Annotated in this window: 21 protein-coding genes and 1 tRNA gene; 9 read left to right on the top strand and 13 right to left on the bottom strand. The window is 64.1% G+C overall.

The window, feature by feature from the left end; genetic code table 11:
* The first annotated feature begins 73 nt into the window (after positions 1–73).
* A complete protein-coding gene (locus OPIT5_16350) occupies positions 74–2,098 on the top strand; it encodes a sodium:proline symporter (protein AHF91564.1) in 2,025 nt (674 codons plus the stop codon).
* Positions 2,099–2,370: 272 nt separating this feature from the next.
* Here the strand turns inward: OPIT5_16350 and OPIT5_16345 are convergent, their stop codons facing one another.
* From OPIT5_16345 to OPIT5_16335, 3 genes are all read right to left on the bottom strand, one after another.
* Positions 2,371–2,901 (bottom strand): hypothetical protein, encoded by a 531-nt coding sequence (locus tag OPIT5_16345; protein ID AHF91563.1) that lies wholly within the window; start codon positions 2,899–2,901, stop codon positions 2,371–2,373.
* Between the two features lie 84 nt (positions 2,902–2,985).
* Entirely contained in the window at positions 2,986–3,732 is a 747-nt protein-coding gene (locus OPIT5_16340) for a transcriptional regulator (protein AHF91562.1), read from the bottom strand.
* A gap of 274 nt (positions 3,733–4,006) precedes the next feature.
* Positions 4,007–5,038 carry an exosortase gene (locus OPIT5_16335; GenBank protein AHF91561.1) on the bottom strand — a complete coding sequence of 344 codons (1,032 nt, stop codon included), beginning with the start codon at positions 5,036–5,038 and terminating at the stop codon, positions 4,007–4,009.
* 424 nt (positions 5,039–5,462) lie between these two features.
* Here OPIT5_16335 and OPIT5_16330 point away from each other — a divergent pair, with 424 nt between their 5' ends.
* Entirely contained in the window at positions 5,463–6,779 is a 1,317-nt protein-coding gene (locus tag OPIT5_16330) for an enolase (GenBank protein ID AHF91560.1), read from the top strand.
* Positions 6,780–6,967: 188 nt separating this feature from the next.
* Here OPIT5_16330 and OPIT5_16325 read toward each other — a convergent pair whose 3' ends face one another.
* Positions 6,968–7,174 carry a hypothetical protein gene (locus OPIT5_16325; protein AHF91559.1) on the bottom strand — a complete coding sequence of 69 codons (207 nt, stop codon included), beginning with the start codon at positions 7,172–7,174 and terminating at the stop codon, positions 6,968–6,970.
* Between the two features lie 181 nt (positions 7,175–7,355).
* On the opposite strand from OPIT5_16325, the gene OPIT5_16320 reads away from it, so the two are divergent.
* The 5 genes from OPIT5_16320 to OPIT5_16295 all read left to right on the top strand — a co-directional run bounded on the left by OPIT5_16320 (position 7,356) and on the right by OPIT5_16295 (position 11,194).
* Positions 7,356–7,922, top strand: a complete 567-nt coding sequence (locus OPIT5_16320; protein ID AHF91558.1) for an anthranilate synthase subunit II — start codon at positions 7,356–7,358, stop codon at positions 7,920–7,922.
* A gap of 56 nt (positions 7,923–7,978) precedes the next feature.
* Positions 7,979–8,476, top strand: a complete 498-nt coding sequence (gene nrdR, locus OPIT5_16315; protein AHF91557.1) for an NrdR family transcriptional regulator — start codon at positions 7,979–7,981, stop codon at positions 8,474–8,476.
* A gap of 560 nt (positions 8,477–9,036) precedes the next feature.
* Positions 9,037–9,546 (top strand): hypothetical protein, encoded by a 510-nt coding sequence (locus OPIT5_16305; GenBank protein AHF91556.1) that lies wholly within the window; start codon positions 9,037–9,039, stop codon positions 9,544–9,546.
* A gap of 102 nt (positions 9,547–9,648) precedes the next feature.
* Positions 9,649–10,827, top strand: coding sequence for a hypothetical protein (locus OPIT5_16300; GenBank protein AHF91555.1), 1,179 nt, complete (start codon positions 9,649–9,651; stop codon positions 10,825–10,827).
* Positions 10,828–11,068: 241 nt separating this feature from the next.
* Positions 11,069–11,194, top strand: a complete 126-nt coding sequence (locus OPIT5_16295) for a hypothetical protein (GenBank protein ID AHF94443.1) — start codon at positions 11,069–11,071, stop codon at positions 11,192–11,194.
* 269 nt (positions 11,195–11,463) lie between these two features.
* On the opposite strand, the gene OPIT5_16290 is transcribed toward OPIT5_16295, so the two are convergent.
* Positions 11,464–12,255 carry an N-terminal cleavage protein gene (locus OPIT5_16290; GenBank protein ID AHF91554.1) on the bottom strand — a complete coding sequence of 264 codons (792 nt, stop codon included), beginning with the start codon at positions 12,253–12,255 and terminating at the stop codon, positions 11,464–11,466.
* A gap of 156 nt (positions 12,256–12,411) precedes the next feature.
* Between OPIT5_16290 and OPIT5_16285 the strand changes: the two genes are divergently transcribed.
* Entirely contained in the window at positions 12,412–12,678 is a 267-nt protein-coding gene (locus OPIT5_16285; GenBank protein AHF91553.1) for a transcriptional regulator, read from the top strand.
* 386 nt (positions 12,679–13,064) lie between these two features.
* Here OPIT5_16285 and OPIT5_16280 read toward each other — a convergent pair whose 3' ends face one another.
* From OPIT5_16280 to OPIT5_16255, 6 genes are all read right to left on the bottom strand, one after another.
* Entirely contained in the window at positions 13,065–15,350 is a 2,286-nt protein-coding gene (locus OPIT5_16280) for an AMP-dependent synthetase (protein ID AHF91552.1), read from the bottom strand.
* A 36-nt stretch (positions 15,351–15,386) separates the two neighbouring features.
* Positions 15,387–18,806, bottom strand: coding sequence for a membrane protein (locus tag OPIT5_16275; protein AHF91551.1), 3,420 nt, complete (start codon positions 18,804–18,806; stop codon positions 15,387–15,389).
* 100 nt (positions 18,807–18,906) lie between these two features.
* A complete protein-coding gene (locus OPIT5_16270; GenBank protein AHF91550.1) occupies positions 18,907–19,677 on the bottom strand; it encodes an AMP nucleosidase in 771 nt (256 codons plus the stop codon).
* A 280-nt stretch (positions 19,678–19,957) separates the two neighbouring features.
* Positions 19,958–20,356: a 30S ribosomal protein S9 gene (locus OPIT5_16265; protein ID AHF91549.1), complete on the bottom strand. Its 399-nt coding sequence runs from the start codon at positions 20,354–20,356 to the stop codon at positions 19,958–19,960.
* A gap of 9 nt (positions 20,357–20,365) precedes the next feature.
* Positions 20,366–20,797, bottom strand: a complete 432-nt coding sequence (locus OPIT5_16260; GenBank protein ID AHF91548.1) for a 50S ribosomal protein L13 — start codon at positions 20,795–20,797, stop codon at positions 20,366–20,368.
* 156 nt (positions 20,798–20,953) lie between these two features.
* A complete protein-coding gene (locus OPIT5_16255; GenBank protein AHF91547.1) occupies positions 20,954–21,703 on the bottom strand; it encodes a hypothetical protein in 750 nt (249 codons plus the stop codon).
* 204 nt (positions 21,704–21,907) lie between these two features.
* Here OPIT5_16255 and OPIT5_16250 point away from each other — a divergent pair, with 204 nt between their 5' ends.
* Positions 21,908–22,309: a hypothetical protein gene (locus OPIT5_16250; GenBank protein AHF91546.1), complete on the top strand. Its 402-nt coding sequence runs from the start codon at positions 21,908–21,910 to the stop codon at positions 22,307–22,309.
* 78 nt (positions 22,310–22,387) lie between these two features.
* Here OPIT5_16250 and OPIT5_16245 read toward each other — a convergent pair whose 3' ends face one another.
* Both OPIT5_16245 and OPIT5_16240 read right to left on the bottom strand, forming a co-directional pair.
* Complete coding sequence (locus OPIT5_16245) at positions 22,388–23,110, bottom strand: UDP-N-acetylglucosamine diphosphorylase (protein ID AHF91545.1); 723 nt, start codon at positions 23,108–23,110, stop codon at positions 22,388–22,390.
* Between the two features lie 47 nt (positions 23,111–23,157).
* Positions 23,158–23,234 (bottom strand) — tRNA-His (locus OPIT5_16240).
* Positions 23,235–23,341 lie beyond the last annotated feature (107 nt).

Here is a 23,341-nt window from a genome sequence, read left to right as displayed (position 1 = left end):
TCGCCATCCGCCCGGCTGCCTTGCCTTCGTGGATGCGCTCCCTCCTCATGTTCTCACTGCTATCCTGAATCGCATGCACTTCATCGACTGGCTGGTCATCGTCATCCCGCTGCTCATTATCCTGACGGTCGGCATCGTCACCCATCGCTACATGAAAAGTGTGGCGCACTTCGTCTCCGGAGGCCGGGTGGGCGGGCGTTACCTGCTGGCCGTCGCCAAGGGCGAAATGCAGGCCGGCGCTGTCGTGTTTGTCGCCATGTGGGAGGTGTTTGCCCAATCCGGATTCGTCCCCACCTGGTGGGGCTGGATCACGGGTCCGGTCGGACTCGTCGTCGCCATCTTCGGCTTCGTGATCTACCGCTTCCGCGAGACCCGCGCCATGACCCTGGCCCAGTTTTTCGAAATGCGCTACAGCCGCAATTTCCGGTTCTTCACCGGCATCCTCGGCTTCGTGGCCGGCGCGATCAATTTCGGCATCATCCCGGCCGTCGGCGCGCGGTTCATGGTCTATTTCCTGCAACTGCCGCCGGAAATCGCCATCGGCTCCTTCGCCCTGCCGACTTATGTGCCGCTCATGGGCATCTTCCTGGCGATCAGCCTCACGCTCACGATCTCCGGCGGCCTGATTACCCTCATGGTCACCGACTGCATCGAGGGCATCTTTTCCCAGCTCATGTACATCGTGATCATCATCGGCGTCCTCTGGATGGTGAGCTGGTCCGAGATGGCGACCGTGCTCGGCAACAAACCCGAAAACCACTCGATGGTGAATCCTTTCGACGCCTGGGCGGTGCAGGACTTCAACCTCTGGTATGTGCTCATGGGCGTGTTCCTCGGCACCTACGGCACCATGGCGTGGCAAAACTCCAGCGCCTACAACAGCGCCGGCGCCACCCCGCACGAAGCGCGCATGGGCGGCCTCCTCGGGCGCTGGCGCGAATCCGGCAAGGCCGTGGTCGTTGTCCTCCTCGCCGCCGCCGCGCTCACCTACCTCTATCACCCCGACTTCGCCTCGTCCTCCATCGCCGCCAAGGAATCCATCGCCAATATCAGCCAGCCCCAGATCCAGAAACAGATGACGATCCCCGTGGCGCTCTCGCACATGCTCCCCATCGGCGTCAAGGGCGCGCTCTGCGCCGTGCTCCTGCTGGGCATCTTCGGCGGCGACTCCACTCACCTCCACTCCTGGGGCGGCATCCTCGCGCAGGACATCATCCTGCCCCGCCTCAAAAAAGCCCCCTCTCCCGAACAGCACATCAAGCTCCTGCGCCGGTGCATCATCGGGGTGGCGATTTTCGCGTTTTTATTCGGAGCGTTCTTCCGGCAGACGGAGTACATCGTCATGTGGTGGACGGTCACCACCGCCGTCTACGTCGGCGGCGCTGGCGCGGCCATCATCGGCGGCCTCTACTGGAAAAAAGGCACCACGGCCGGCGCCTGGGCGGCCGTCATCTCCGGCTCGGTCCTCTCCGGCGGCGGCATCCTGGTTTACAAGATCTGGGACGACCACGTGTTCTCGACCGCCATCAACCGGGTGCTCTCGCTCGTCGGCGTCCCCGGGTTGCCGGCCTTCGGACTCAACGGCGCGCAGATTTCGTTCTTCTCCACGCTCATCGCCATCGCCCTCTATATCAGCGTGTCGCTGTTTACCTGCAAAAAGGATTATCCGATCAACAAGATGCTTCATCGCGACGAGCTCCCCGTCGATGCGGACGGCAAGCCAATCATCCCGAAGCGCAAGTGGACATTCTCCCGCGTCATCGGCGTGGACGAAAACTTTTCCACGGGCGACAAGTGGATCACCGGCAGTCTCTTCGTCTGGGCCGTGCTCTGGTTTAGCGTGATGCTCATCGGCACCGCGTGGAATCTCGTCGGCCAGGCCGGCTGGGTTTCGTGGATCAAGCCATGGACCAACGCCGGCTGGCTCGGTTTCTGGCACGTGACGGCCATCGGCTTGCCCTGTGTGATCACCGTCGTGACCGGCATCTGGTTTACCTGGGGCGGCCTGCACGACATCCGCAAGCTCTTCCGGTCGCTGGCCGGCTACAAGATCGACGATTCCGACAACGGCACCGTCGAACAGCACAAGCCGTACTGATGGTCGGTCAAAGGTCAAAAGTCTGAAAGTCGAAAGTCATTCACTGGCCCGCCGATGCGGGTCATTTGAGTATCGGGTAATATCAAAGCCCCAAAGCCTTCAGATTTTTACACAAAGGCCGCAAAGAGCGCAAAGGATTGCCAGTTACCTTCTTCGCGTCCTTTGCGGCCTTGGTGTAAAATCAAAAACATTCGGGACGCTGGTATAAAATGCTTTGCGAGGCGGACCCGCTGGCGACCTTCGACATGCGGCTTTTGACCTGCGACTGATCGCTACAGCGACAATCCCTGGGGCGCCTTGTCGATCTCGCGCTGGAGCAGCCGGACACCCTCGTCGGCCGCCGGGTTGGCCACGCTGACGAGCTTCCAGTCCCACGGCTTCCATGATTCGCGGCGCCACTCGAACGTCGTCTCCGTCTCGCTCTGCTGCGAGTACTGGATCATCTGCTGGGCCAAGGGCGAACCGTTGCCGTTGAGCCGGATCACACTCGTCACGGTGGCGGCCTTTTTGTCATCGGAAAAATGGACCTGGTGCGGATGACGGCTGATCGTGCACACCATGAACTGGCGGCGCATGGCCCGGGCGATGGCGATGACTTCATCGCGCGCGAGGCCCCATGAATCCTTGTAGTCCGGGGCGATGGTTTCGGCCACATCCTCGAAATCGTTGTCCTGAACCCCGTCGACGAGCTTGTTCCACTGGCGCTCCACGCCCCGTGCCGGGCTCAGCCAGGGCAAGCCCATAAAAACGGCGAGCAATACAACAATGACGACAATGGTAGCGGAGAGGCGACGGGTACTCATGAAGCCCAAGCAAAGGATGAAGCCCCGCAAACTGAAAGCGAAAACCCGCCCGTGCCGGCGCAAGCCTCCTCCCCGCCGTTCACCTCACTTCACTGCGGCCCAGACGCGTTGCACGTCATCGTGGTCTTCCAGCGCCTGCAAAAACTCGCCCACATCGGCCCGCTGCTCGTCGGTGAGTTCGGGAAACTGCTTGGCCACGTGGCCGATCTCGCTCGTGACGACGGTCCAGCCGTTGTTCGCCAGCCAGGTGGACACCGCATGCACATCGGCGCGACCGCAGGTAAAACGCGCGCCGGACCGGTCCTCCGGGATGTCATCATTCTCGGCGTGCGCCAGCGGCGCGAAATCCTCGGCGCCCGCCTCGATCGCCACCGCCTCGAGATCGATCTCCCCGCCGCCCGCCGACGGAACCGCCGTATGCGCTTCCACAATACCGACGTGGTCGAACAGAAACTTGTTGCTCCCCGCCTGCCCGAGCACGCCCTTCTTGAAGAGCACGCGGATCTCGGGCGTGGTGCGCTGGACGTTGTCCGTGTAGGCCTCGACGATGACCGGCACCTTGTGCGGCGCGTAGCCTTCAAACGTCACGGAATCCATGCTCATTTTCTCGCCGCCGATGCCTGCGCCCTTGTTGATGGCCCGTTCGATCACGTCGCGGGTGACGCTCGCCTTGCGCGCCTTTTCGACCGCGGCAAAGAGCCGGGCATTGGCCGCAGTGTCAGGCCCGCCGAGCTTGGCGGCGACGCTGATTTCCTTCACCAGCTTGCCGACGAGCTGACCCTTTTTGTTGTTAACGATGGCGCGTTTCGCGTGGAGCCATTGACGTCCCATAAGAAATGACAATCGCTATCCGCCGGCGGCCCCGCTTCAACCGAAAACCGCAGCGGCGCCCTGGCTCGCGGTAAAATCGGAAGGGGTGGAATGCCGGATTGGCCGATTGGCAGTAAAAGTGGCACGGGCATCCTTGCCCGTGGACGGCGCACAGCGCCGCCTTCCGGAACACGGGCTGGAAGCCCGTGCCACTTCATGGGCAAGGATGCCCGTGCCACCTTCGCTTCCGATACCCCCTGGCTCGCGATACCGGCTTCCGTCGCGTCCGGCCGTTTCAGCCCGCTTCCGTCGCTTTCGTCCCGGCTGTTTTTGCCGGTTGCTTGCGCCAGGACATCCAGCCGACCAGCCCGAGGCCGGCCCAGAGCATGATCGTGCCCACGATTTCGTGCATCGCGTGGTAATGCCCGGGGAACTTCGGCGCCAGCAGGCAAATGACGAGGATGCGCAGGAGGTTGAAGAAAAAGCCCGACGCCACCCCCGCCACCGCAAACACCAGCAATTTCACCGCCGGCTGCCGGCTGATGCCGCCGGCCAGCAACGCGAGCAGCGCGCTCGACGTGATCAGCCCGAAGCCGTTGCACTCCGTCGCCACCACGAACGATTGCGACCCGGCCCGCAACATCAGTTGCGGCGCGTCCGGCTGCCCGAAAACACTCAGCCCCGACGTCACCCCGATCGCGTCGAGAATCCGCGCCGCGTTGACCCCCGCCAGTTGCCGCAGCGGCCAGTCGAGCACCGGAAACAGCAGCACGATCACCAGCAACGCCGACACCCCGACCACCAGCGGCCGCAGGAACAGCCGGTAGGGCATGTCGCCAAACAGCATCCGCAAGGAGCCCGCCAACCCCAGCGCCATGCCCGGCAACACCAGCAATGGCCGCCCCCACCACCGCGCCACCGCCACGCACCCGAACGCCAGCGCCAGCAACAGCAGCGCGCTGTTGCCAACCTGCCCGCGCACGCGCAATTCGCGCCGGTGCAGCCAGCCGACAAGCGCCGCCGCCGCTCCGAGCAGGATGATCCCCTGCATGATCTGCTGCCGCGCCGCCGCCTCGGTCGCCACCCACCGCGTCACCGGCCAGAACACGATCGCCGTGCACACCACCAGCACCCACGCCAGCCGCGGTTGACCGGCGACAGCGACAGAAGTTGCCGCCCGAACGGAGGAGGAGGAGGACGCCGCTCCTCCCGCATCCGCGGTCAGACCTGTTGCGCCCGCCGCGCCGCGATCCCGGCCGGCCGGAGACGCCGGCAAGGAGCCGGGGCCGGAGGTGGACGAGGGTGAAGGTGTGGCAGAGGAAGACATGAAAATCAGTTGACCGCGGATTATCCGTCCGGGTCCGAAAAAATTGCAGCGCCCCTGGCGGAATTACGAATGACAAATGACGAATGACGAATTTTGAAACCCGTTCCGGATTTACAGGGACGCCGGAGCGCTGCGGCGCAAGGATGCATCCCTTCGTCATCCATCATTCGTAACTGATGTTACGCGGAGCATCGTGGCGCGGGCGTCTCGCCCGTATTTCCGGGCGGCGCTTCGCGCCGTCAGCGGGCGTTTGGGAGAAAAAGCCCGCGCCACTTCAAGGCCTTCCGCGTAACATCAGATTCGTCATTTCCCCCCTCCTTTCCCGTCCGTCCAACCCCTGCGCACCCTGGAGCAACGCATGCGCGGTCTTTCGGCTTCCCTCCCGCGCACCGCGCCGCTTTGATCGGCCCTTCCTTTAATCCGTATGAGCAACACCACCATCACAGGCATTAACGCCCGCGAGATCATCGACTCCCGTGGCAACCCGACCGTTGAAGTTGACGTCCGCCTCGCCTCCGGCGTGGTCGGACGCGCTGCCGTCCCCTCCGGCGCCTCCACCGGCGAACACGAAGCTCTCGAGCTCCGCGACGGTTCCCTCACCGCCAAACAACTCCCCAAGGGTGTCGACGGCAAGAAGCGCTACGGCGGCAAGGGCGTCCTCGCCGCCGTCGGCAACGTCAAGGGCATCATCGCCCCCGCGCTTGTCGGCTACGATGTGCTCGACCAGGTCGGCATCGACCGCGCCATGCTCAAGCTCGACGGCACCAGGACCAAGTCGAAGCTCGGCGCCAACGCCATCCTCGGCGTCTCCCTCGCCGCCGCCCACGCCGGCGCCGCCGCCCTCGGCCTCCCCCTCTATCGCTACATCGGCGGCGTCAACGCCAAGGTCCTCCCCGTTCCCATGATGAACATCATGAACGGCGGCGCCCACTCCGACGCCCCGATCGACTTCCAGGAATTCATGATCCGCCCGGTCAACTTCGACACCTTCAGCGAAGCTCTCCGCGCCGGCGCCGAAGTTTTCCACGCCCTCAAAAAGGTTCTCAAGGCCAAGGGCCTCTCCACCGCCGTCGGCGACGAAGGCGGCTTCGCCCCCAACCTCGCCTCCACCACCGACGCGCTCGACGCCATCGCCGCCGCCGTCAAGGACGCCGGCTACAAGCTCGGCAAGGACATCACCCTCGCCCTCGACGTCGCCTCCTCCGAGTTCATCGACAAGAAGACCGGCAAGTACGTCTTCAAGAAGAGCGACGGCCGCCAGTTCACCGGCGACGAATTTGTCGCCTATTACAAGGAGCTCACCGCCAAATACCCGATCGATTCCATCGAGGACGGTTGCGCCGAGAACGACTGGAAGACCTGGAAAAAGCTCACCGACGCCATCGGCGACAAGGTGCAGCTCGTCGGCGACGATCTCTTCGTCACCAACGTGGACTTCCTCCGCAAGGGTATCGAGCAGGGCATCGCCAACTCGATCCTCGTCAAGGTCAACCAGATCGGCTCGCTCACCGAAACGCTCGATGCCGTCGAGATGGCCCACAAGGCGAAGTACACCGCCGTCATCTCGCACCGCTCCGGCGAGACCGAGGACGTGACCATTGCCGACATCGCCGTGGCCACCAACGCCGGCCAGATCAAGACCGGCTCCGCCAGCCGCAGCGACCGCATCGCCAAGTACAACCAGCTCCTCCGCATCGAGGAAGAGCTCGGCGCCAGCGCCATCTACGCCGGCCGCCTGTAATCCGGCACCGGATACCGGCTCCGGCCGTCACTCACCCGCAAAGGCGGACCGTTTCCGGACGGTCCGCTTTTTTTGTGCCCGCGACACAGATGGTGGCGCCGCCCCCCGCACGGCGGGATGAGTTTCCGGTCCGCGCGCCGCCAATCCTCCTGTCCAGAGCCCGGATCAGGCACGCTCGTCCGGTCCCCTCACACCGCGGTCTTGCGCGTGAACAACGCCGCATCGATGACCGACCAGATGGCGATGATCCAGCCGAGCAGGAACACCCACAGCACGGCGGCGAGCACAAACATGATGACCGCCATCAGCGGCCGCCCTTGCAACAGTTGACCGAGGCCGGGGATAAAAAGGCTGGCGAGAGCCGCGAGAACATTGCCTGCAGAACCTTGTGCCATGCCCCACCGGTAGGCAAATGCCGCGCCCGCGCAAGCGATTCACATTAATTTATCTCCCGCCCGCCCTCCGCATGCCTGCGCGCCGCGCTTGACCGCGCCCGCAGAAAGGAGAATACTTTCGGGTTCGCGGCATCCGTTCGCCGGCCACTTTTGCCGCGACCTGTAAACCACCGTATCCACCGTGCTGCTCGTCATCGACAACTACGACTCGTTCACCTTCAACCTCGTCCAGTACTTCGGACAACTGGGCGTCGAGCAGCGCGTTTTCCGCAACGACGAGATCACGCCCGCCGAGGCCCTCGCGCTCAACCCCGACCGCGTTCTCATCTCGCCCGGCCCTTGTTCGCCCGCCGAAGCCGGCGTCTCGCTCGACATGATCGGCGCCTTCGCCGGGAAAAAACCGCTCTTCGGCGTCTGCCTCGGCCACCAGTCCATCGGCCACTATTTCGGCGGCAAGGTCGTGCGCGCCGACCGCCTCATGCACGGCAAGACGTCTCCGATCCTGCACAAGGACACCGACGTCTTCCGCGGCCTGCCCCAGGGCTTCGCCGCCACCCGCTACCACTCGCTCCTCGTCGAGCGCGCCTCCCTGCCCGACTGCCTCGAAATCACCGCCGAGACGAAGGAAGGCGAGATCATGGGCCTGCGCCACAAGACGCTCCCGGTCTGGGGCGTGCAGTTCCATCCCGAATCCATCGCCACCGAAGGCGGCATGAAAATCCTGGAAAATTTCCTCACACTCAACTGAACCCGCCCGCCTTTCCCTGCGGAAAACGCGCTGGCTGATTTTCAGCATTTCCCAATATGCGCTGTCCCAAGTGCACCTCCATCGAAGACAAGGTCATCGACTCCCGCATCAGCCGTGAAGGCACGACCATCCGTCGCCGTCGCGAGTGCCTGGAATGCGGCCACCGCTTCACCACCACCGAGACGCTCGTGCGCGAAGGCATCGTCGTCGAAAAACGCGACGGCCGCCGCGAGGATTTCGACCGCGACAAACTCCTCCGCGCCATCCGCGTCGCCTGCCAGAAACGTCCCATCGACGCCGAACAGATTTCCATGCTCGCCGAAGACGTGATCGACATCCTCGAAGCGCAGTACGACTCCGAAATCCCCTCCCGCGCCATTGGCGACGCCGTCATGCAACAACTCCGCAAGATCGACCAGGTCGCCTACGTCCGCTTCGCCAGCGTGTACAAGGAATTCCGTGACGTCTCCGAATTTATGGAAGAAATCAGCACGCTCGGGACAAAAGCCGGGAATGAAAAAACGGAAACGGAAAACCTGCCGCCCTCCCCCTGACCTTCCCACGCCTCCGGAATACCGGTTACCGGAGGATCGCTGCCGCCCCGGACGCCGCTCCGGTTTTTCAGGGAGGTTCTAGGAATCAGAGATTACACAGAGTTCACAGAGGAGGCGCAGAGTTTTGGGAGGACAAAACGACTCCGCACCTTTTCCCGCTAACAAAAATTTTTTTATTTAAAATAAATGAATTACAAAAACATCCCTTCGCAGAAAAAACGCCCTTCAGCCGGACAGGCCTCCCCAAACTTTGCTGGCAGGCCCACCCGCTGCGCGGGTGCCCGGTCCAGCCAGGCCTTGCGCTTCGCTCCAGACCGCACCCTGCGGGTGCGCCATCTCCGCGCTTTCGCGCTCCGTGTGCCTCCTCTGTGTCCTCTGTGTAATTTTTAGCAGTTCCCTTCAGTCTCACCCGCCAACCTCTCAAAGCCTCCGGATTTTTACACAAAGATCGCAAAGATCACAAAGGTTTGGCTTCCTGAAACTTCGCGGTCTTCGCGATCTTTGTGTAAAATCAAAAACATCAGAGACACCGGTATCAGCCTCCATCCGCCTTTTCACGAATGCCCGCCCTTCCCCGCGACCAGTTGCGCCGCCTCTATTTCATCAACGCCCTTTTTGCTCCGCTGACCGGCCACGACCTTTATCTGGCCCGGCAGATCCAAGAGGCCATCGCGTTCAGCCTCGCCGAACTGGAGGAGCAGACGCGCGAACACCCCGAGTTCGCCACGCGTTATGACGCCGCCTTCACGGCCGCCGCCGCCCGCCTGCTCGGACGCTTTTTTCATGACCAGCGCCCCGACCACGGATTTTTTCACTGGGATGCTCTCGCCACCGTCACCTCCGCCACGCCGCTCTTTGCGCGCGCCGAGCTGATGGCCGGACTCAAACGCCTCGCGCCCTGGCGAGAGTCGACCCTGCTCGTCACCAACCTACGACCGGCGTTTTTGCCGAAGGAAAAACGCTCCACCCCTCGCCGACAGCGCGACTACGCCGAGGCGCTGCGCTACGTCCAGGACCTCGCCGCCCGCCGCACCCACCCCGACGCCAGCCTCCAGTTACTGTTTTTGTGACCGTCGTGGCGCGGGCGAGACGCCCGGGACATGCGCCCGGCGCAACGCGCATCGGCAACAAAGTTTTGCCGGCGTCGGGCAAACCCGCTGGCATCCCGGCCAATGACCTCCCCTCACGACCAGCCCGCCCTTGGCAAACCTTCGCCCGCCGCCATACCCGGCGCAGCCGCCGCAAACGCGGCCCCCCGGTCGCAGCCGACGAAGACACCCGAGGCCCCCGCCCCCGGGAGGTCGAAGGCGACGAGGAAGGCGGCGGGCAACGGCGGCAGGCACGACAGGATATTCCGCCATGCGTTTTCCCTGCCCGTGGTGGCCCGGCAGTTTCTGAAAAAATGGCTGCCGCGTGAAATGGTCGCGCAGATCGACTGGAAGACGCTCCGGGTCAGCCCGGTATCCGGCATCAACGAAGCCCTGGCTGAACGCCGGGAGGACATTGTTTACCGGATCGGCGTTGCCGGAGGAACGGTGCATTTTTATATCCTGGTCGAACACCAGACGAAGATCGACCGGTTCATGGCGCAACGTTTCGCCGAGGAGACGGTTCTGGTCTGGCAGCAGGACACCCGGGACCGCGCAGAGGCGAGAGGCACGGCGCAGGCGGAAAGCCACCCCGAATCGGAAAAACTCCCGCTGGTGGTGCCCATCCTGTTGCACCCCGGCCCCGGCAAATGGGGAAAAATCTGGCGACTGGCCGACCTGATCGACGTGCCCCCGCACATGGAAAAGTGGGCGCGCACCTTCATGCCCGATTGCGGTTTTATCGTCGTGGAACTGGCCGGTCTCCCGTTCGAAAAGCTGGCCGACGGCCACCTGGCCCGCGCCATTCTCGGCGCGCTCCAGGGCGAGCGCCTCGGCATGATGAACATCCGCAAAATCTCGCGCCTGATCGACGAGCTTTTCGCCGACCCCGACCAGGCGGCGACCAGAGCCGTCGCCAACCAGCTCTGGACTTATCTGCTACATAGTTCCGAATTGAAAAAACGGGAAATCGGGAAGATTGTTGTCGCACACGTTCCGACCGAACATAGGAAAATATTCATGAGCACCGCAAAACGACTTGAACAGGAAGGCATCCGCAAAGGTATCCGCCAAGGCATCAAACAAGGTCTTGAACGCGGCCTTGAACGTGGTCTTGAACGCGGCGAACTGATCGGGCGCATCCAGGCGATGCAGGAGATCCTCGGCAAGAAAGTGGCGCCGCGAAAGAACCTCATCGGCAAACCTCTCGCCCAACTCAACGCCCTTCTCGAACACCTGCGCGCCGAACACCAGTCCCGCTAGCCCGCGCCCCGCGCCATCCACGGCCCGCCAGCCCGCCAACCCCGGCGGGCTTTTTGTTGCTCCGGAGGCAGTCCGGGAGCGTCCAGCGAGTCCAGAGTGTCCAGAGTGTCCAGAGCCCATATCCCGTCATCCGGAGTCCGGCATCCGTCAAACAGCCGCAGTCCGATGCTCGGTCCACTGCCTTCCGCCTTCCGGCCCTCTGCCGGGCAACGAGCCCGACACCTGCAGGGATACCCTACAGATGTCTGGAATCGTTCTCTTTCTCTTGATCTTTCTCCTGTCCGGACTCTGGACGCCAGAGAAGAGAGCGCGGACAGGAACGAGGAAAATCCGGAATCCGGAAGAGAAAAAGAACGAGCAGGAGTAAGAGAACGATCTCGGCGTGGCGCAGGTGTCCCGCCCGCAACCGTAGCTCCCAACGTGAGTTGGCAGACCGAATACCGGTCACTGCCGATTCAAACCGGAAACGCGGAAAGAAATGGACCACCGGCGCACGCTGCCAGCCCCCCTATAACAACGGGATGGACCGGCCCCCATAGAGGCAAATGCGGTATTTGACGTTTACACGACACCGTCGTGCGCCAGTGGAAATGTGGGGAAATTCATAGCCTCCCGCCAAGGAGGAGAAAACAAACCTCAAGTGCCTGTTCCGGCTACTGCCGTACCATCAGCACCGGCATTGTTCTCCTCGATCATTTTGCGAGTGCTCGTGATGGTTTCCTTGATCACTTTTGTCGCGGTGCCATCTGTTTTGATCAGATCACCATTGGTGTTGTTGACGGTAAGGTTCCTGTACCACTGAACATTGCCACCCAGGAACACGATGTGTCCGCCAGCATCCTTATAGACGCCCAAGGTCTTTGACCACTTGCCATCGGTTGCAGCAAGAATGCCGCGGGTGAAGGCGATGGGGGTGGTGGATGAATCCGTGGCGATGAGGCCAAGGGTCACACCGTAAGCGGCGTTGATGTCGCTGAAGTTTGCCTCAAACTTCTGCTTGGTGGTTCCGTCGATAACCGTGGAGACTTTTTGATTCTCGGTGCCTTTGGTGGTTGTGGTGTCACCTTGGGAGACCCAGATGGTGCCGTCGTTCAGGCCACCGCCCACGGCAAGAGCAGCCGCAAATGCTTTCACTGTTTCGGTGCCGCCCGTGCCCACGTTGGTTCCGAAAGTGGCATCGGCGGCGACGCTGACTTTGTTGGGGAGGGTGTCCTGGTTGTCTGTCGCAAAGATCAGCGCGGCTTGGCCGATCTGTCGCAGATTGCTGGCGTCAACTATGCGGCGGGCCGTCTCACGGACTTTGCCGACGGTCGGGATGATGATGGCGGCGAGGATGCCGATGATCGCGATGACCGTCAGCAATTCGATGAGGGTGAACGCCGATGCGCGGGAGCGCTGGCGGAGGGGGGATGTTATTTTGTTATGCATAGGTTTACGGGTGGGAAAACGGATTTTGAGGATTAATTAGTACGCTACGTTGTAGCGTGTTTTTTTACAAAGACCGGGGAAAAGGTATCAAATGAGTCATTCCATCACGCTACGCTGTGGCGTTCGCGTCAAGTATTTTTTACGCCATAATATGGCGTGCCTCCCGGGAAACCAAAAAATGATCCGCTGAACGCCCTCCTTGTTCGCTTGGGAGAAAACGTCCGGCGTGCCCGCTGGAACCGGAACCTGACCCAAGAGAAACTTGCCGAGCTGGTGGACCTGCATCCGCGCGTGCTCCAAAAAATCGAGGCCGGGCAGACCAACATCCTCGTGACGACCGCCATGCGCCTCCAGGCCGCGCTCGCGTGCCCGTGGGAGGAACTGATGCCCCCGATCACCCCGCGCTTCACCAAGCCGAAGTGACGCCTGCCACGCAGCTGCGAACGTAAGTTCGCAGGGAATCGCCCTCCCCCCCGGAGCCTGTGAACTTACGTTCGCAGCTACATGGCAGGCGCTCCTTCGGATGAAAGATGCAGGCCAAAGCTCCGGACTACGTCAGCAATCCAGCCCTTCTCCGTATCAGTGTCTATTGGTGTCCATGAGTGGTCTAATACCAAAAGCCCAAAGCTTCCGGATTTTTACACAAAGGCCGCAAAGAGCGCAAAGGATTGCCAGCTATCTCCTTAGCGACCTTTGCGATCTTTGTGTAAAATCAACAACAGGTATAAAAAGACCTGCTTCCCGGTTTTCGTGTCTTTTCGTGTGTTTCGTGGGCCATCCCTCCGGTTTTGGCTCTGCCAATCCAGGGGCTACGCCGCTCCCGTCGCCAGGTCCTTGCAACCCTTCAGGTCGAGCTTGCCCGAACCGAGCGTGGGCAGCGCGCCGGGCACATGCACGATGGAGCGCGGCACCCAGAGATTGGGCAGACCGGCGGCGGCCAGTTTTTCACGCACGGCCTCGAGCGTGAGTTCCTGCGTGGTCAGCAGCACCAGCGCCTCGCCCTTGGTCGCATCGGGCACGCCGACAATCGCGACCGGCGGACCGTCCGCCGCTTCCAGATCGAAAAGCTCGATCAGTTTCTGCTCCAGCGTGCCGTGCGGCACCATCTCGCCGCCGATCTTGGAAAAACGCGAAAGGCGGCCCTCGATGGATAGAAACCCCTCGTCATCGAACCTCCCGAGATCACCCGTCACAAACCAGCCGTCGTGAAACACCTCCGCCGTCTTGTCGGGCGCGTCGAGGTAGCCGCCAAAAACGTTGGCGCCCCGCAGGCAGAGGATGCCGGTCCTGTCCGCAGGCAGGACGGACTTCGTATCGGGGTCGATGATACGCGCTGTCATCCCCGGCATGAGGCGGCCGACCGTTCCGTGGCGTTTCCCGTTCTGCGGCTCGGCGGTGGCCGTGGTTTGCGGAGGGTTGGGCTGGTTGACGCTGACGATCGGCGACGTTTCGGTGAGGCCGTAACCTTGCAGGATTTCGAGATTGAATTTGTCGAGAAACGCCGCGTGCAGGTCATCGGGCAGTTTTTCCGCGCCGGACACGAGGACTTGCAACGAACGCAGGTCCGCCGATGTCGCCCGCTTGAGCAGCGGACGCAGGAAGGTCGGCGCGCCGACCATTGCCGTGACTTCCTCCTCGCGAACCGTGTCGGTGATTTTTTTCGTGTCGAGCGGGCCCGGCACCGTCACCGCCCGGCAACCGCGCAGCATCGGATACCAGAGCGTGACCGTGAATCCGAAGCTGTGAAACATCGGCAGGCAGGCGAGCAGCCGCGTGGTATCGGGCAGGATCGAGAGCGAGGAAATCTGCCAGCAGTTGGCGAGGATATTCCGGTGCGTGTACACCACGCTCTTCGGCTCGCCCGAACTGCCGCTGGTGAAAAGCAGGCCGGCTTCCGCATCCCCGCCGTGTTTCGGCAAGCCGAGCAACCAGGCGATCCATTTGTTGGGGACGATCCATGCCGCCACGAGCCAGGGGAGCACCGCGCGGGCGCCGCCGGTCGCCTTCATTTCGGCGACAAAATCGAGCGTTTTTCCGGCCGCCCCTTCCGGCCACGGGAATTTGGCCAGGCGGGCGCGCATGGCGTCGGCCGTAATGACCGTCCGGATACCCGCGAGCCGCAGGCTGCTTTCGATCGCGGCGGGGCCGGCGGTGAAATTGAGGTTCACGGGCGTCTTGCCCGCGCAGAGCAGGGCGAGGTTGGCGATCGTGGCCGCTGCGCCCGGCGGCAGCACCACGCCGACACGGCGCTCGTCCCGCAGCGTGCGGCGGAGACGGCGCGAGTACGCGGCGGAAGCGGCGAGGATTTTCCCGGCGCTGTAAACCCGGCGCTCGGCCGCGGTGCGGTCGACGAGCTCCACCGCCCACGGCCGGCGCGCGAGGCCGCGCACGATCTCGCGCCCGAGGTGCCGCTTGATCTGCGGGCGTTCGTTGAACGCCTCGTAACCGAGATCGAGCAGCGCCTGACGCACGACGGCCGCAGTGGCCTCTGCCGCCGGAACCGGTTGCCCCCATGCCACGAAAACGTGAGTCCGCATCAGCCGGGGTGATTTGAAAAGATAACGGTTTCCCGAGAAGGAGAAGGCCGAACCCCACAGCCCGTCATGCGCCACGGGCACGACCGGCACGCCGGCCTTGCGGGCCATGAGTTCGAAACCGCGTTGCAGCTTCATGAGCTGGCCGGTGCGCGAGATCGCGCCTTCGGGAAAGAGCAACACGAGTTCGCCCGCCTGGAGCGCGCGCGTCACGCGGCGGGTGGCTTCGAGCGCGTTGGAGGGTGAGACCGGAATCGAACCCGCCAGCCAGTTGACGATCCGGAACATCCACGACGCCTTCGCCATGTCTTCGTGCGTGAGGAAGCGGATCGGGCGCGGGCACGCGAGTTGCAACACGATCACGTCGACGTACGAAAGATGGTTGGCGAGCAGCAGCGCGCCGCCGGCGGGCAAACGGTCCGCGCCGCGGGTGCGCACACGGTAGAGCAGCCGGGCAAACCAGAATACCGGCCGCGTCAGCAGCCACGGCGCATGCGAGCGGGTGAAAAGCGGGGCGCCGCGGGCGGGCCCGGGCGAGGCGGACGGGGTGGATCGGGACATCGGTGTGTTGTCGGGTCTGGATGTGTCGTGTCAGAATCAGGATTCGGGCGTGTTGTCAGTCTCCGATGCAGTGTTGTCGGGATTATGGGAAAGCTCGTTCTCCTCCACGATCAGATGCCGGAACCGGTGATACGAAAAACCGACCCAGAGCAGCACGAGGCCGAGGACGACAAACGCCGCGATGCGATGCAGCGTCGAGTGCAGGTCCACGAAAAACACCCGCGGCACGCACAAGGCCAGCCCGGCCAGGCCGAGCAACCGCCAGGGGCGCACGCGCACCAGCAGCCCGGTCATGAACAGGGCAATCGCCACCAGCCCCCACGCCACAGTAACATACGGGGCCAGCGCGCCTTCCTGTTTCCAGGCGGCGAGAAACAACAAAAACAGCGCCGCCGCCCCGGCCAGCCAGCGGAGCCGGTCGCGTCCGGGTTTCGTCATCGGGTGCGGTCCGCCGGAGACAACCAGCGGAAGGGCTACGAACGCGATCGCCAGCAGCGCGACCGCGAGCAATCCGGGGCCGACAACGGAAACCTCTCCGTCCGTCACCCTCACCAGCGCGCCGCAGCAGGCGACCGCCGCCAGCGCCACGGACGCCCACCGCGCCGCCGCCACACGGCCGGCACGCAGCACGACCACGGCCAGCGCCAGCGCCGCCAGCAGCGCATAATCCGTCCCCTGACCATCGAAGCAGCGCACCGCCGCCAGCCATGCGCCCGCCACATAGACAATCGCCTGCACCGGCGTGACCGCCCGGCCCCAGCCGGCCTCCGGCAAGGGACGCCGCGCCTGCCACCACGCCGGTATCCACGCCGTCGCTACGGCCAGCGCCGCGACCGCCGTCTGCGCGGGCGTCGCCAGCCAGTCCGGAATCCCGCCGATCTGCCACAGCGCGCCGGCCCAGAAACCCCAGGCCGCCGCCAGCGCCGGCAACACGCCCGGCCGCCACGCCAACCGGCTGGCGACGATCGCCAGCACTGCAAACGCGCCCGGCAGATACCACCCGGCGGCGAGCCCCGCCGCCGCGCCCCAGGTCACCAGAAATGCCAGCGCGGTTTGCAACCACTCCTGCGCGCCCGGCAACGGCGCGGCGGCGCGGCTCGCCGCGTGCCGCGGAGAACCGCGCAACAGCAGCGGTATCGACCACAGCAATACGGCGGCGGCGGCCTCCCACCACCGCGAAATCCAGAGCAGCTCCTGCACTCGCCATGTGACGACGGCGCAGAGCGCCGTCCACGTCGCCAGCGTCGTCAGGCGGCAATGGTCGCCCGCTCGCGGAGCGGTCGCGGCCAACGCCACGGCCAGCGCCGTCGCCAACACCAGCGCGTTGCCCGGATGAACGAAGGACAACAGCCCGGGGGAAAACAGCACCTGCGATCCGCTGAAAATCGTCAGCGCCCAAAGCCACGGAGCGAGGCTCGCGAACCGGCCGGTCGCCCGGCGCGCCAATCCCACGCCGGCCGCGAGGGTGGGCAGCGCGACCGCCAGCGCGTTGGCCAGGAGGTGTTCGTTCCCGTCTCCGGACCAGACCATGATGCAGAGAACTCCGTGTGCGAGCAGCGCGAGCAGTCCGCCGGCGACACCCGGCCCCGGCGTGCGCCGCAGCCGCGCGGCCAGGATTCCGGCGGCGGCAAACGCGATGAGTGCGGCCGCTCCCCATGCGCCCGGGTGCATCCAGGCGACCGCCACCGCTGCCGCCACCGTGGCGAGCAGGGCTCCCGCCATTTCCACCCACACCCCTCCCGTGCCGCGCCCGCGTCCGAGCTCGGCGAACAGCAGCGCGAAACCCGTGACGAACACCAGCGCCACCACCGCCGCGAACGAGACGACCGCGATGCCATCGACCGCGTGCCGCACAAAATACCCGTAGGCCACCAGCGCGAGCAGCGCCGTCCATACCGCGAGGAACCGCGAACGCAGCCGCCGGGCGATGGCGAACGTCACCCAGCTTTGCACGAGGAGCTGGATCGCCATCATGCGCCCCTCGCCCACCTCGATCATCCAGAGTGCGAACAGGCCGGTGGCCTTGGCCGCGAGAATGGCCGCCACCACGTCGCCCGGCATCCGCCACTGGCGCAGGACGACCAGCACCGCCATCACCGCCGCCGCGACGAGATAAAATGCAGCCAGGTGCTCGCGATACAGCGTGAACGCCGTGAGAAACCCGAGCCCGAGCGCGAAGCTGGAATTGAGGCCCTGAAAGAACCGCTCGCCGTGCGACACGGCGGAGACGGCATACGTATCCGCAGCCGGGCCGGGCCGGCGCCAATCGCGCGCAAAATGGAGCAGCAGCATGCCGGCGAGAAACGCCCACGGCCAGAATGCGCCGGGGCCTCCCCCTCCCTCGACGCCCCACCCTTCGCCGCCCTCGACCGCGCCGCGCGCCAGCGGCATCCACGAGCCGCGCCACACCAGCGCGTACACCGCGTACGCGCCCGGCATCGCGACGACCGACGGGCCTTCCCATTTTTTCCAGCGGTGAAACATCACCCCCGCCACGGCCAGCAACGCCGCCGTGACGAGCGCGAAATCGGGCAGCCCCCGGGCCTGCGCAAACACAGCGGACGCCAGGGCCAGGGCCGTCGCCATCGTGGCGACCAGCGACGAGCGCCGCCACACCGCCGCTCCGGCCATGAGCAGCGCGGCGGCCAGTTGCCAGCCGGTCGCCGCCGCCGGACTGTCGATCACCTTGACGGCCGGAAGCGCATACGCCGCGAACGCGCAAAAGTACACCAACGCCAGCCCCGCGCCGAAAACGACCGCCCCGAACTTCGGGATTTTGCGCTCCAGCCAGAGTCCGCCCGCCGTCACGCCCAGGCTGACGAGCAGCAACTCGGCAAACTTCACGGCGGGCGGCGTGTTGATGGAGATATAGGCGCCGAAAAACGCCACGCCGATCACCGCCAGCAGCGCACCGATCCGCGTCGCCCACCAGGCGCCAAGCCGCACTTCGGTGCTCGTGTCGCCGCCGTCGCCCCCCTCGCCCGGCGAAGGCGGCCAGAGCTGGAGCATTTGCAGCCAGGGTTTCCAGACCGGCGGCGAGGGCGGCGCCGGCTCGGGCATGCGGGGCGGGGGCGGCACGGGCGCTGCTTCCGGCACAGTGGCCGTGGCACGGGCATCTTGCCCGTGATTCCCGGTCACATGGCCAGGATGGCCATGCCACTCAAGCCCACGGGCTGGAAGCCCGTGCCACGCCTCGGGCGCCGGCGCGGGCGGCTCTTCCGTCGCCGGCGCAGGCAGGGGCGGAGGCGACACCGGCATCGGCGGCGGGATGGCCACCGGCCGTTCTTCCGCTCCCGCAACCACCCCGGACTGCCCCGCCAGCCCGGCCGCTTCCGCGAGGGCCTCCGCTGTGCAATGCGCCTCCAGTTCGGCAAGGCGCCGCTTTACCTCGGCAAGGTTGTCTTCGAGGTAACCGAGACGCTTTTTGAGCAATTCCACATCGTAGCGCACATTCATGGCAGGAGTGACCTGGAGGGCAAAGGAAGCGGGGCCGGTTGTCGAGCGTCCGGAAAAAGGAGCGGTGGCAGGAGGCCGCCCCCCCTCCCCCCCCCGGAATTCAGAACCGCAGGTGTTTCACCGTGAGGCCGTCGTTGATCAGCTGCTTGAGCGAATCGATGCCGATGCGCAGATGATCCTCCACATAAACTTCATCCACCTTGAGGTCGCTCGCGGCCGTCTTCACCCCCTCCGGAATCATCGGCTGGTCGGAAACGAGCAGAAGGGCTCCGGTCGGGATCTCGTTGAAAAAGCCCGTCATGAAGATCGTGGCGGTTTCCATGTCCACCGCCATGGCCCGGATGCGGCGCAGGTACTCCTTGAAGGCATCGTCGTGTTCCCACACGCGACGGTTGGTCGTGTAGACCGTGCCGGTCCAGTAGTCGCGGGAATGATCGCGAATGGTCGTCGAGATGGCCTTTTGCAGGGCGAAGGCCGGCAAGGCGGGGACTTCGGGCGGAAAATAGTCGTTGCTCGTGCCCTCGCCGCGGATGGCGGCGATGGGCAGGATCAGGTCGCCGAGCTCGGCCGGATGCCGGATGCCGCCGCACTTGCCGAGAAAGAGCACCGCCTTCGGCCGGATCGCGCTGAGCAGATCCATGACCGTGGCCGCGGACGCGCTGCCCATGCCGAAATTGAGGATCGTGATGCGACCCGCCGTGGCGCTCGAGACCGGCTTGTCGCGACCACGCACCCGCACGCGATGCCACATGGCGAAGAGTTTCACGTAACGCGAAAAGTTGGTGAGCAGGATGTAGTCGCCAAACTCGTCGAGCGGCACGCCGGTGTAGCGAGGGAGCCAGTTTTCAACGATCTCGTGACGGGTTTTCATGGGCGTGGCGAGGGAAGAGCAGGACGAGTTGTCCACAAAACACACGAAGGGGCGCGAAATCAAAATATTATGTGCTGTTACCCGGAGGGTGATGTGGCACGGGCTTCCAGCCCGTGTGGCCGGGAGGAGGGGACGCTTGCGGCGCAGAGCGCCGTCCACGGGCAAGGATGCCCGTGCCACTTTATTGCCGTCGCCGTAACATCGGTACAAAAAAACCGCCTTCGCACGGAGACGAAGACGGTTTCGAAAGGGACAGGGCCTTGCAGGGCAGGCGGATTGATCAGCGCTTGGAGAACTGGAAGCGCTTGCGGGCGCCGGGCTGGCCGGGCTTCTTGCGTTCCTTGGCGCGAGGGTCGCGCTTGAGGTGTCCGGCGGCCTTGAGGGGTGCGCGGAGCTCGGGGTTCATCTTTTGCAGGGCGCGGGCGATGCCGTGCGCGACTGCACCGGCCTGGCCGGCGACACCGCCACCGTTCACGTTGGCCGTGACGTCGAGCTTGTCTTTCAGCTCGACCGTGAGGAGGGGCCGGTAGGCCTGCTTGGAAAAATTCTCGTGAGAGAAGTAGCTGTCGAACTCACGGCCGTTGGCGATGAGTTTGCCGGTGCCTTCGGTGATACGGACGCGGGCGGTGGCGGTCTTGCGACGGCCGGTGCCGATAAAAACAGTGGTTTCAGCGCTCATGGACTTGGGTTAGCGGACGGAAATTTTGACGGGATTCTGGGCCTCGTGGGTGTGGCTGGCCCCGCTGAACACGCGCAGCTTCGTGAGCATGGTGCGGGCGATGCGGTTCTTGGGGAGCATGCCCTTGACGGCGTGCTCGATGATGAACTCGGGGTGGCGTTCACGCATCTGCTGGAGAGAGCGGTAACTTTCGCCACCGACGAAGCCGGAGAAAAACATGTACTTGTTCTTCTCTTCCTTGACGCCGGTGAGGGCGACCTTGTCGGCGTTGATGACCACGACGTAGTCGCCGGTGTCGATGCTGGGCGTATAGGAAGCCTTGTGACGGCCGCGCAGGATGTTGGCGGCTTTCACCGCGAGACGACCGAGCACCTCGCCCTCGGCATCGATGAGATACCACTTGGGCTGAACCGTCTCTTTTTTGGCGAGGAAGGTTTTCATGTATAGAAAAGGGGTGAGTGCTAGTTTTGCCGGAGCCGGTGTCAATACCGGATCCTGGAATTTTGCAGGCACTCGCAAAAAACCCGCCTCCGCACAGGAGCGGAGGCGGGTTCGCGGGAGAGATATTCCGGATCGGATTCTCGCTACCGGCTTCGATCAGAAGCCGACCGTGAGGCTGGCGGAACCGACGATGTCGGCGCCGTTATTGATGGCGTTCTCGTTGACGTCGTTGTAGCTGACACCGACGGTCAGGACCGCGCGATCGGAGATCTTCCAGGGAGCGGCCACGCCGATGCTCCAGTAGAAGTAATCGTGGATCTTGGTAGCCGGACGGTCTCCGCTTTCGCGGAGGTTGGAGTTGCCCTTGACCCATCCGAGGGTGGCGCTGAAGTCAAGCGAGGTGCCCAGCTGCTCGAGCGGGAGGCTGTAACCGACACTAGCCTGAAGGGTGGTGGCCTCGTACTCGAAGTTGTAGAAGCCGTAGAAGCTCGTGCTGAGCAGATCGGCAACCTTGCCGGACACACCGATATACGGCTCGACGGAGTTCGGGTTGTAGCCCGCAGTGTCGGTGAACGTGTAGAAGGTGCTACCGACGTCGAGGCTCCAGGTGTCGTTCAGGGCGAACTTGTAGCCGCCGAAGAAGTCGAACTCGGTCCACTCCTTCGAACCGCTGCTGCTCTCCTTGAAGGGCATGGCGGCCCAGACACCGAGATAGGCGTCACCGTAGGTGGCCTTCAGCGAGGGATGGAAGGTCCAGTCGGCCTGCTCCTGGCCGCGCCAGATGTACTCGTTGACAACGGTGGCATCGAACGTGAATTCGAGAGCCGGAGCCGTGGATTGCTGCGCCTGGGCATACACCGAACCGCTGGCCACGAGAGCCGCGATGAAGAGTGCTGTCTTTTTCATATTACTACCTGGTTTGTTGGTTTGTTGGTTTGTTGGTTGTGCCGTCTTGCGACAACACGCGGACGACGAAGAGGGATTTGCCGGTTTGTGGCAAGCCTGTTTTGGCGGTGGCGGGAATGCGCATGAGCTTTTGTTCGCAGCGAGTTACAGGCGATCTGCAGAATACGCTTTCCTGTACGGCCGGTCTGTTTTCCAGTATCCGTCATGCCTGCACTCCGTTTCGTCAGCGCGCTGCTGGGCGCGGCCGGTGTCATTCTCGGTGCCCTGGGAGCCCATGCCCTGCATGCCACCCTGAGCGCGCGCCACAGCGCAGATTCATGGGAAACTGCTGTCTTTTATCATCTTGTCCATGTCGTCATGATCCTGGTCGTGACGGCGGGAACAGGGAGCGCTCCGCCCGCGAAGGAGGGCAGCGAACGCCTCCGCACGTCCGGGCCGGCCGGGTGCTGGCTGGCGGGCATCCTGCTGTTTTCCGGTTCGATCTATGTGCTCGCCCTGGGTGGCCCCCGCTGGCTCGGGCCGGTCACGCCGCTGGGCGGCCTGTTTTTTATCGCGGGCTGGCTGTGGGCGGCAGCAGGCATGCTGCGGGAAAAACGCCGCGCCTGAACCTGCAAGCTTCCGGAGCCCGGGCCGAAATTGTCCTGACGGGGCGGACGAGGAAACCCGGCCGCCGGCCGATCCCCCTCAATCCCGCCGGGGGAGAAAGGTCAGGTTGCCGCGGGCGCGTGCGATGGTCGCCGCAGGCAGATAGCCGGTGAAGGGGGTCGCCGGCATGACGAGCGCGCGCCTGCCGAGGATCGAGCCGGGATTGAGCACGGCGTTGCAACCGGCTTCGGCCTGGTCGCCGAGGAGCGCACCGAACTTTTTCAGACCGGTATCGACCGCCACCGGTTCGCTCTCTGCTCCCGGCCCTGCCCCTCCCGGCACCCGGACGGTGACAGGACGCTGGTCGAGGCGGAGGTTGGAACAGATGACCCCCGCGCCGAGATGGGCGCGGTTGCCGAGAATGGAATCGCCCACGTAGTTGAAATGCGGGACCTGCACACCGTCGAGCAACAGGCAGTTCTTGAATTCGCAGGCATTGCCGAGCACGCAGCCGGCACCGGCGATGACGTTGCCCCGGATGAACGCTCCCGGCCTGATTTCCGTGCCCGGGCCGATCCACGCCGGACCGATCAGCGTGCAATACGCGGGCAGTTTTACTGTCGGGTCGACCCACACCGTGCCCTCGATCCGCACGGCGGGCGATGCGCCGGCTGCCACCGGTGGCGGAGAGGCGCCAGGCTGCAACGAGGCAAGCGCCGGTCCGATCTGCCGCAGCCATTCCCAGGGAGCAGCGTCAGGACGGAAAAAAGCCGAAAAATGCCCGAGCGAGGCGGGAAGCGCGAAAAGATCGGAAGCGTGCATGCGCGGTACGGAAAACCTGATTTTTCCCGCAAGGGCAGGGAGAAAAATGGGGCGGCCAACGGGATTCGAACCCGCGACCCCAAGATCCACAATCTTGTGCTCTAACCAACTGAGCTATGGCCGCCGTAAAAGCGAAAGGGCCGGAAACTCACGACCCGGTTTCCCGCTGTCAATCCCTTCTTCGCAATAATCGCCGGGAACAGGGTGAACCGGGTTCCCAGGCCGTAACCG

The organism is Opitutaceae bacterium TAV5 (assembly GCA_000242935.3).
Taxonomy (GTDB): Bacteria; Verrucomicrobiota; Verrucomicrobiia; order Opitutales; family Opitutaceae; genus Geminisphaera.
Note: the sequence above shows the minus strand (reverse complement) of the source record. Positions and strands in the feature narration are given on the sequence as shown.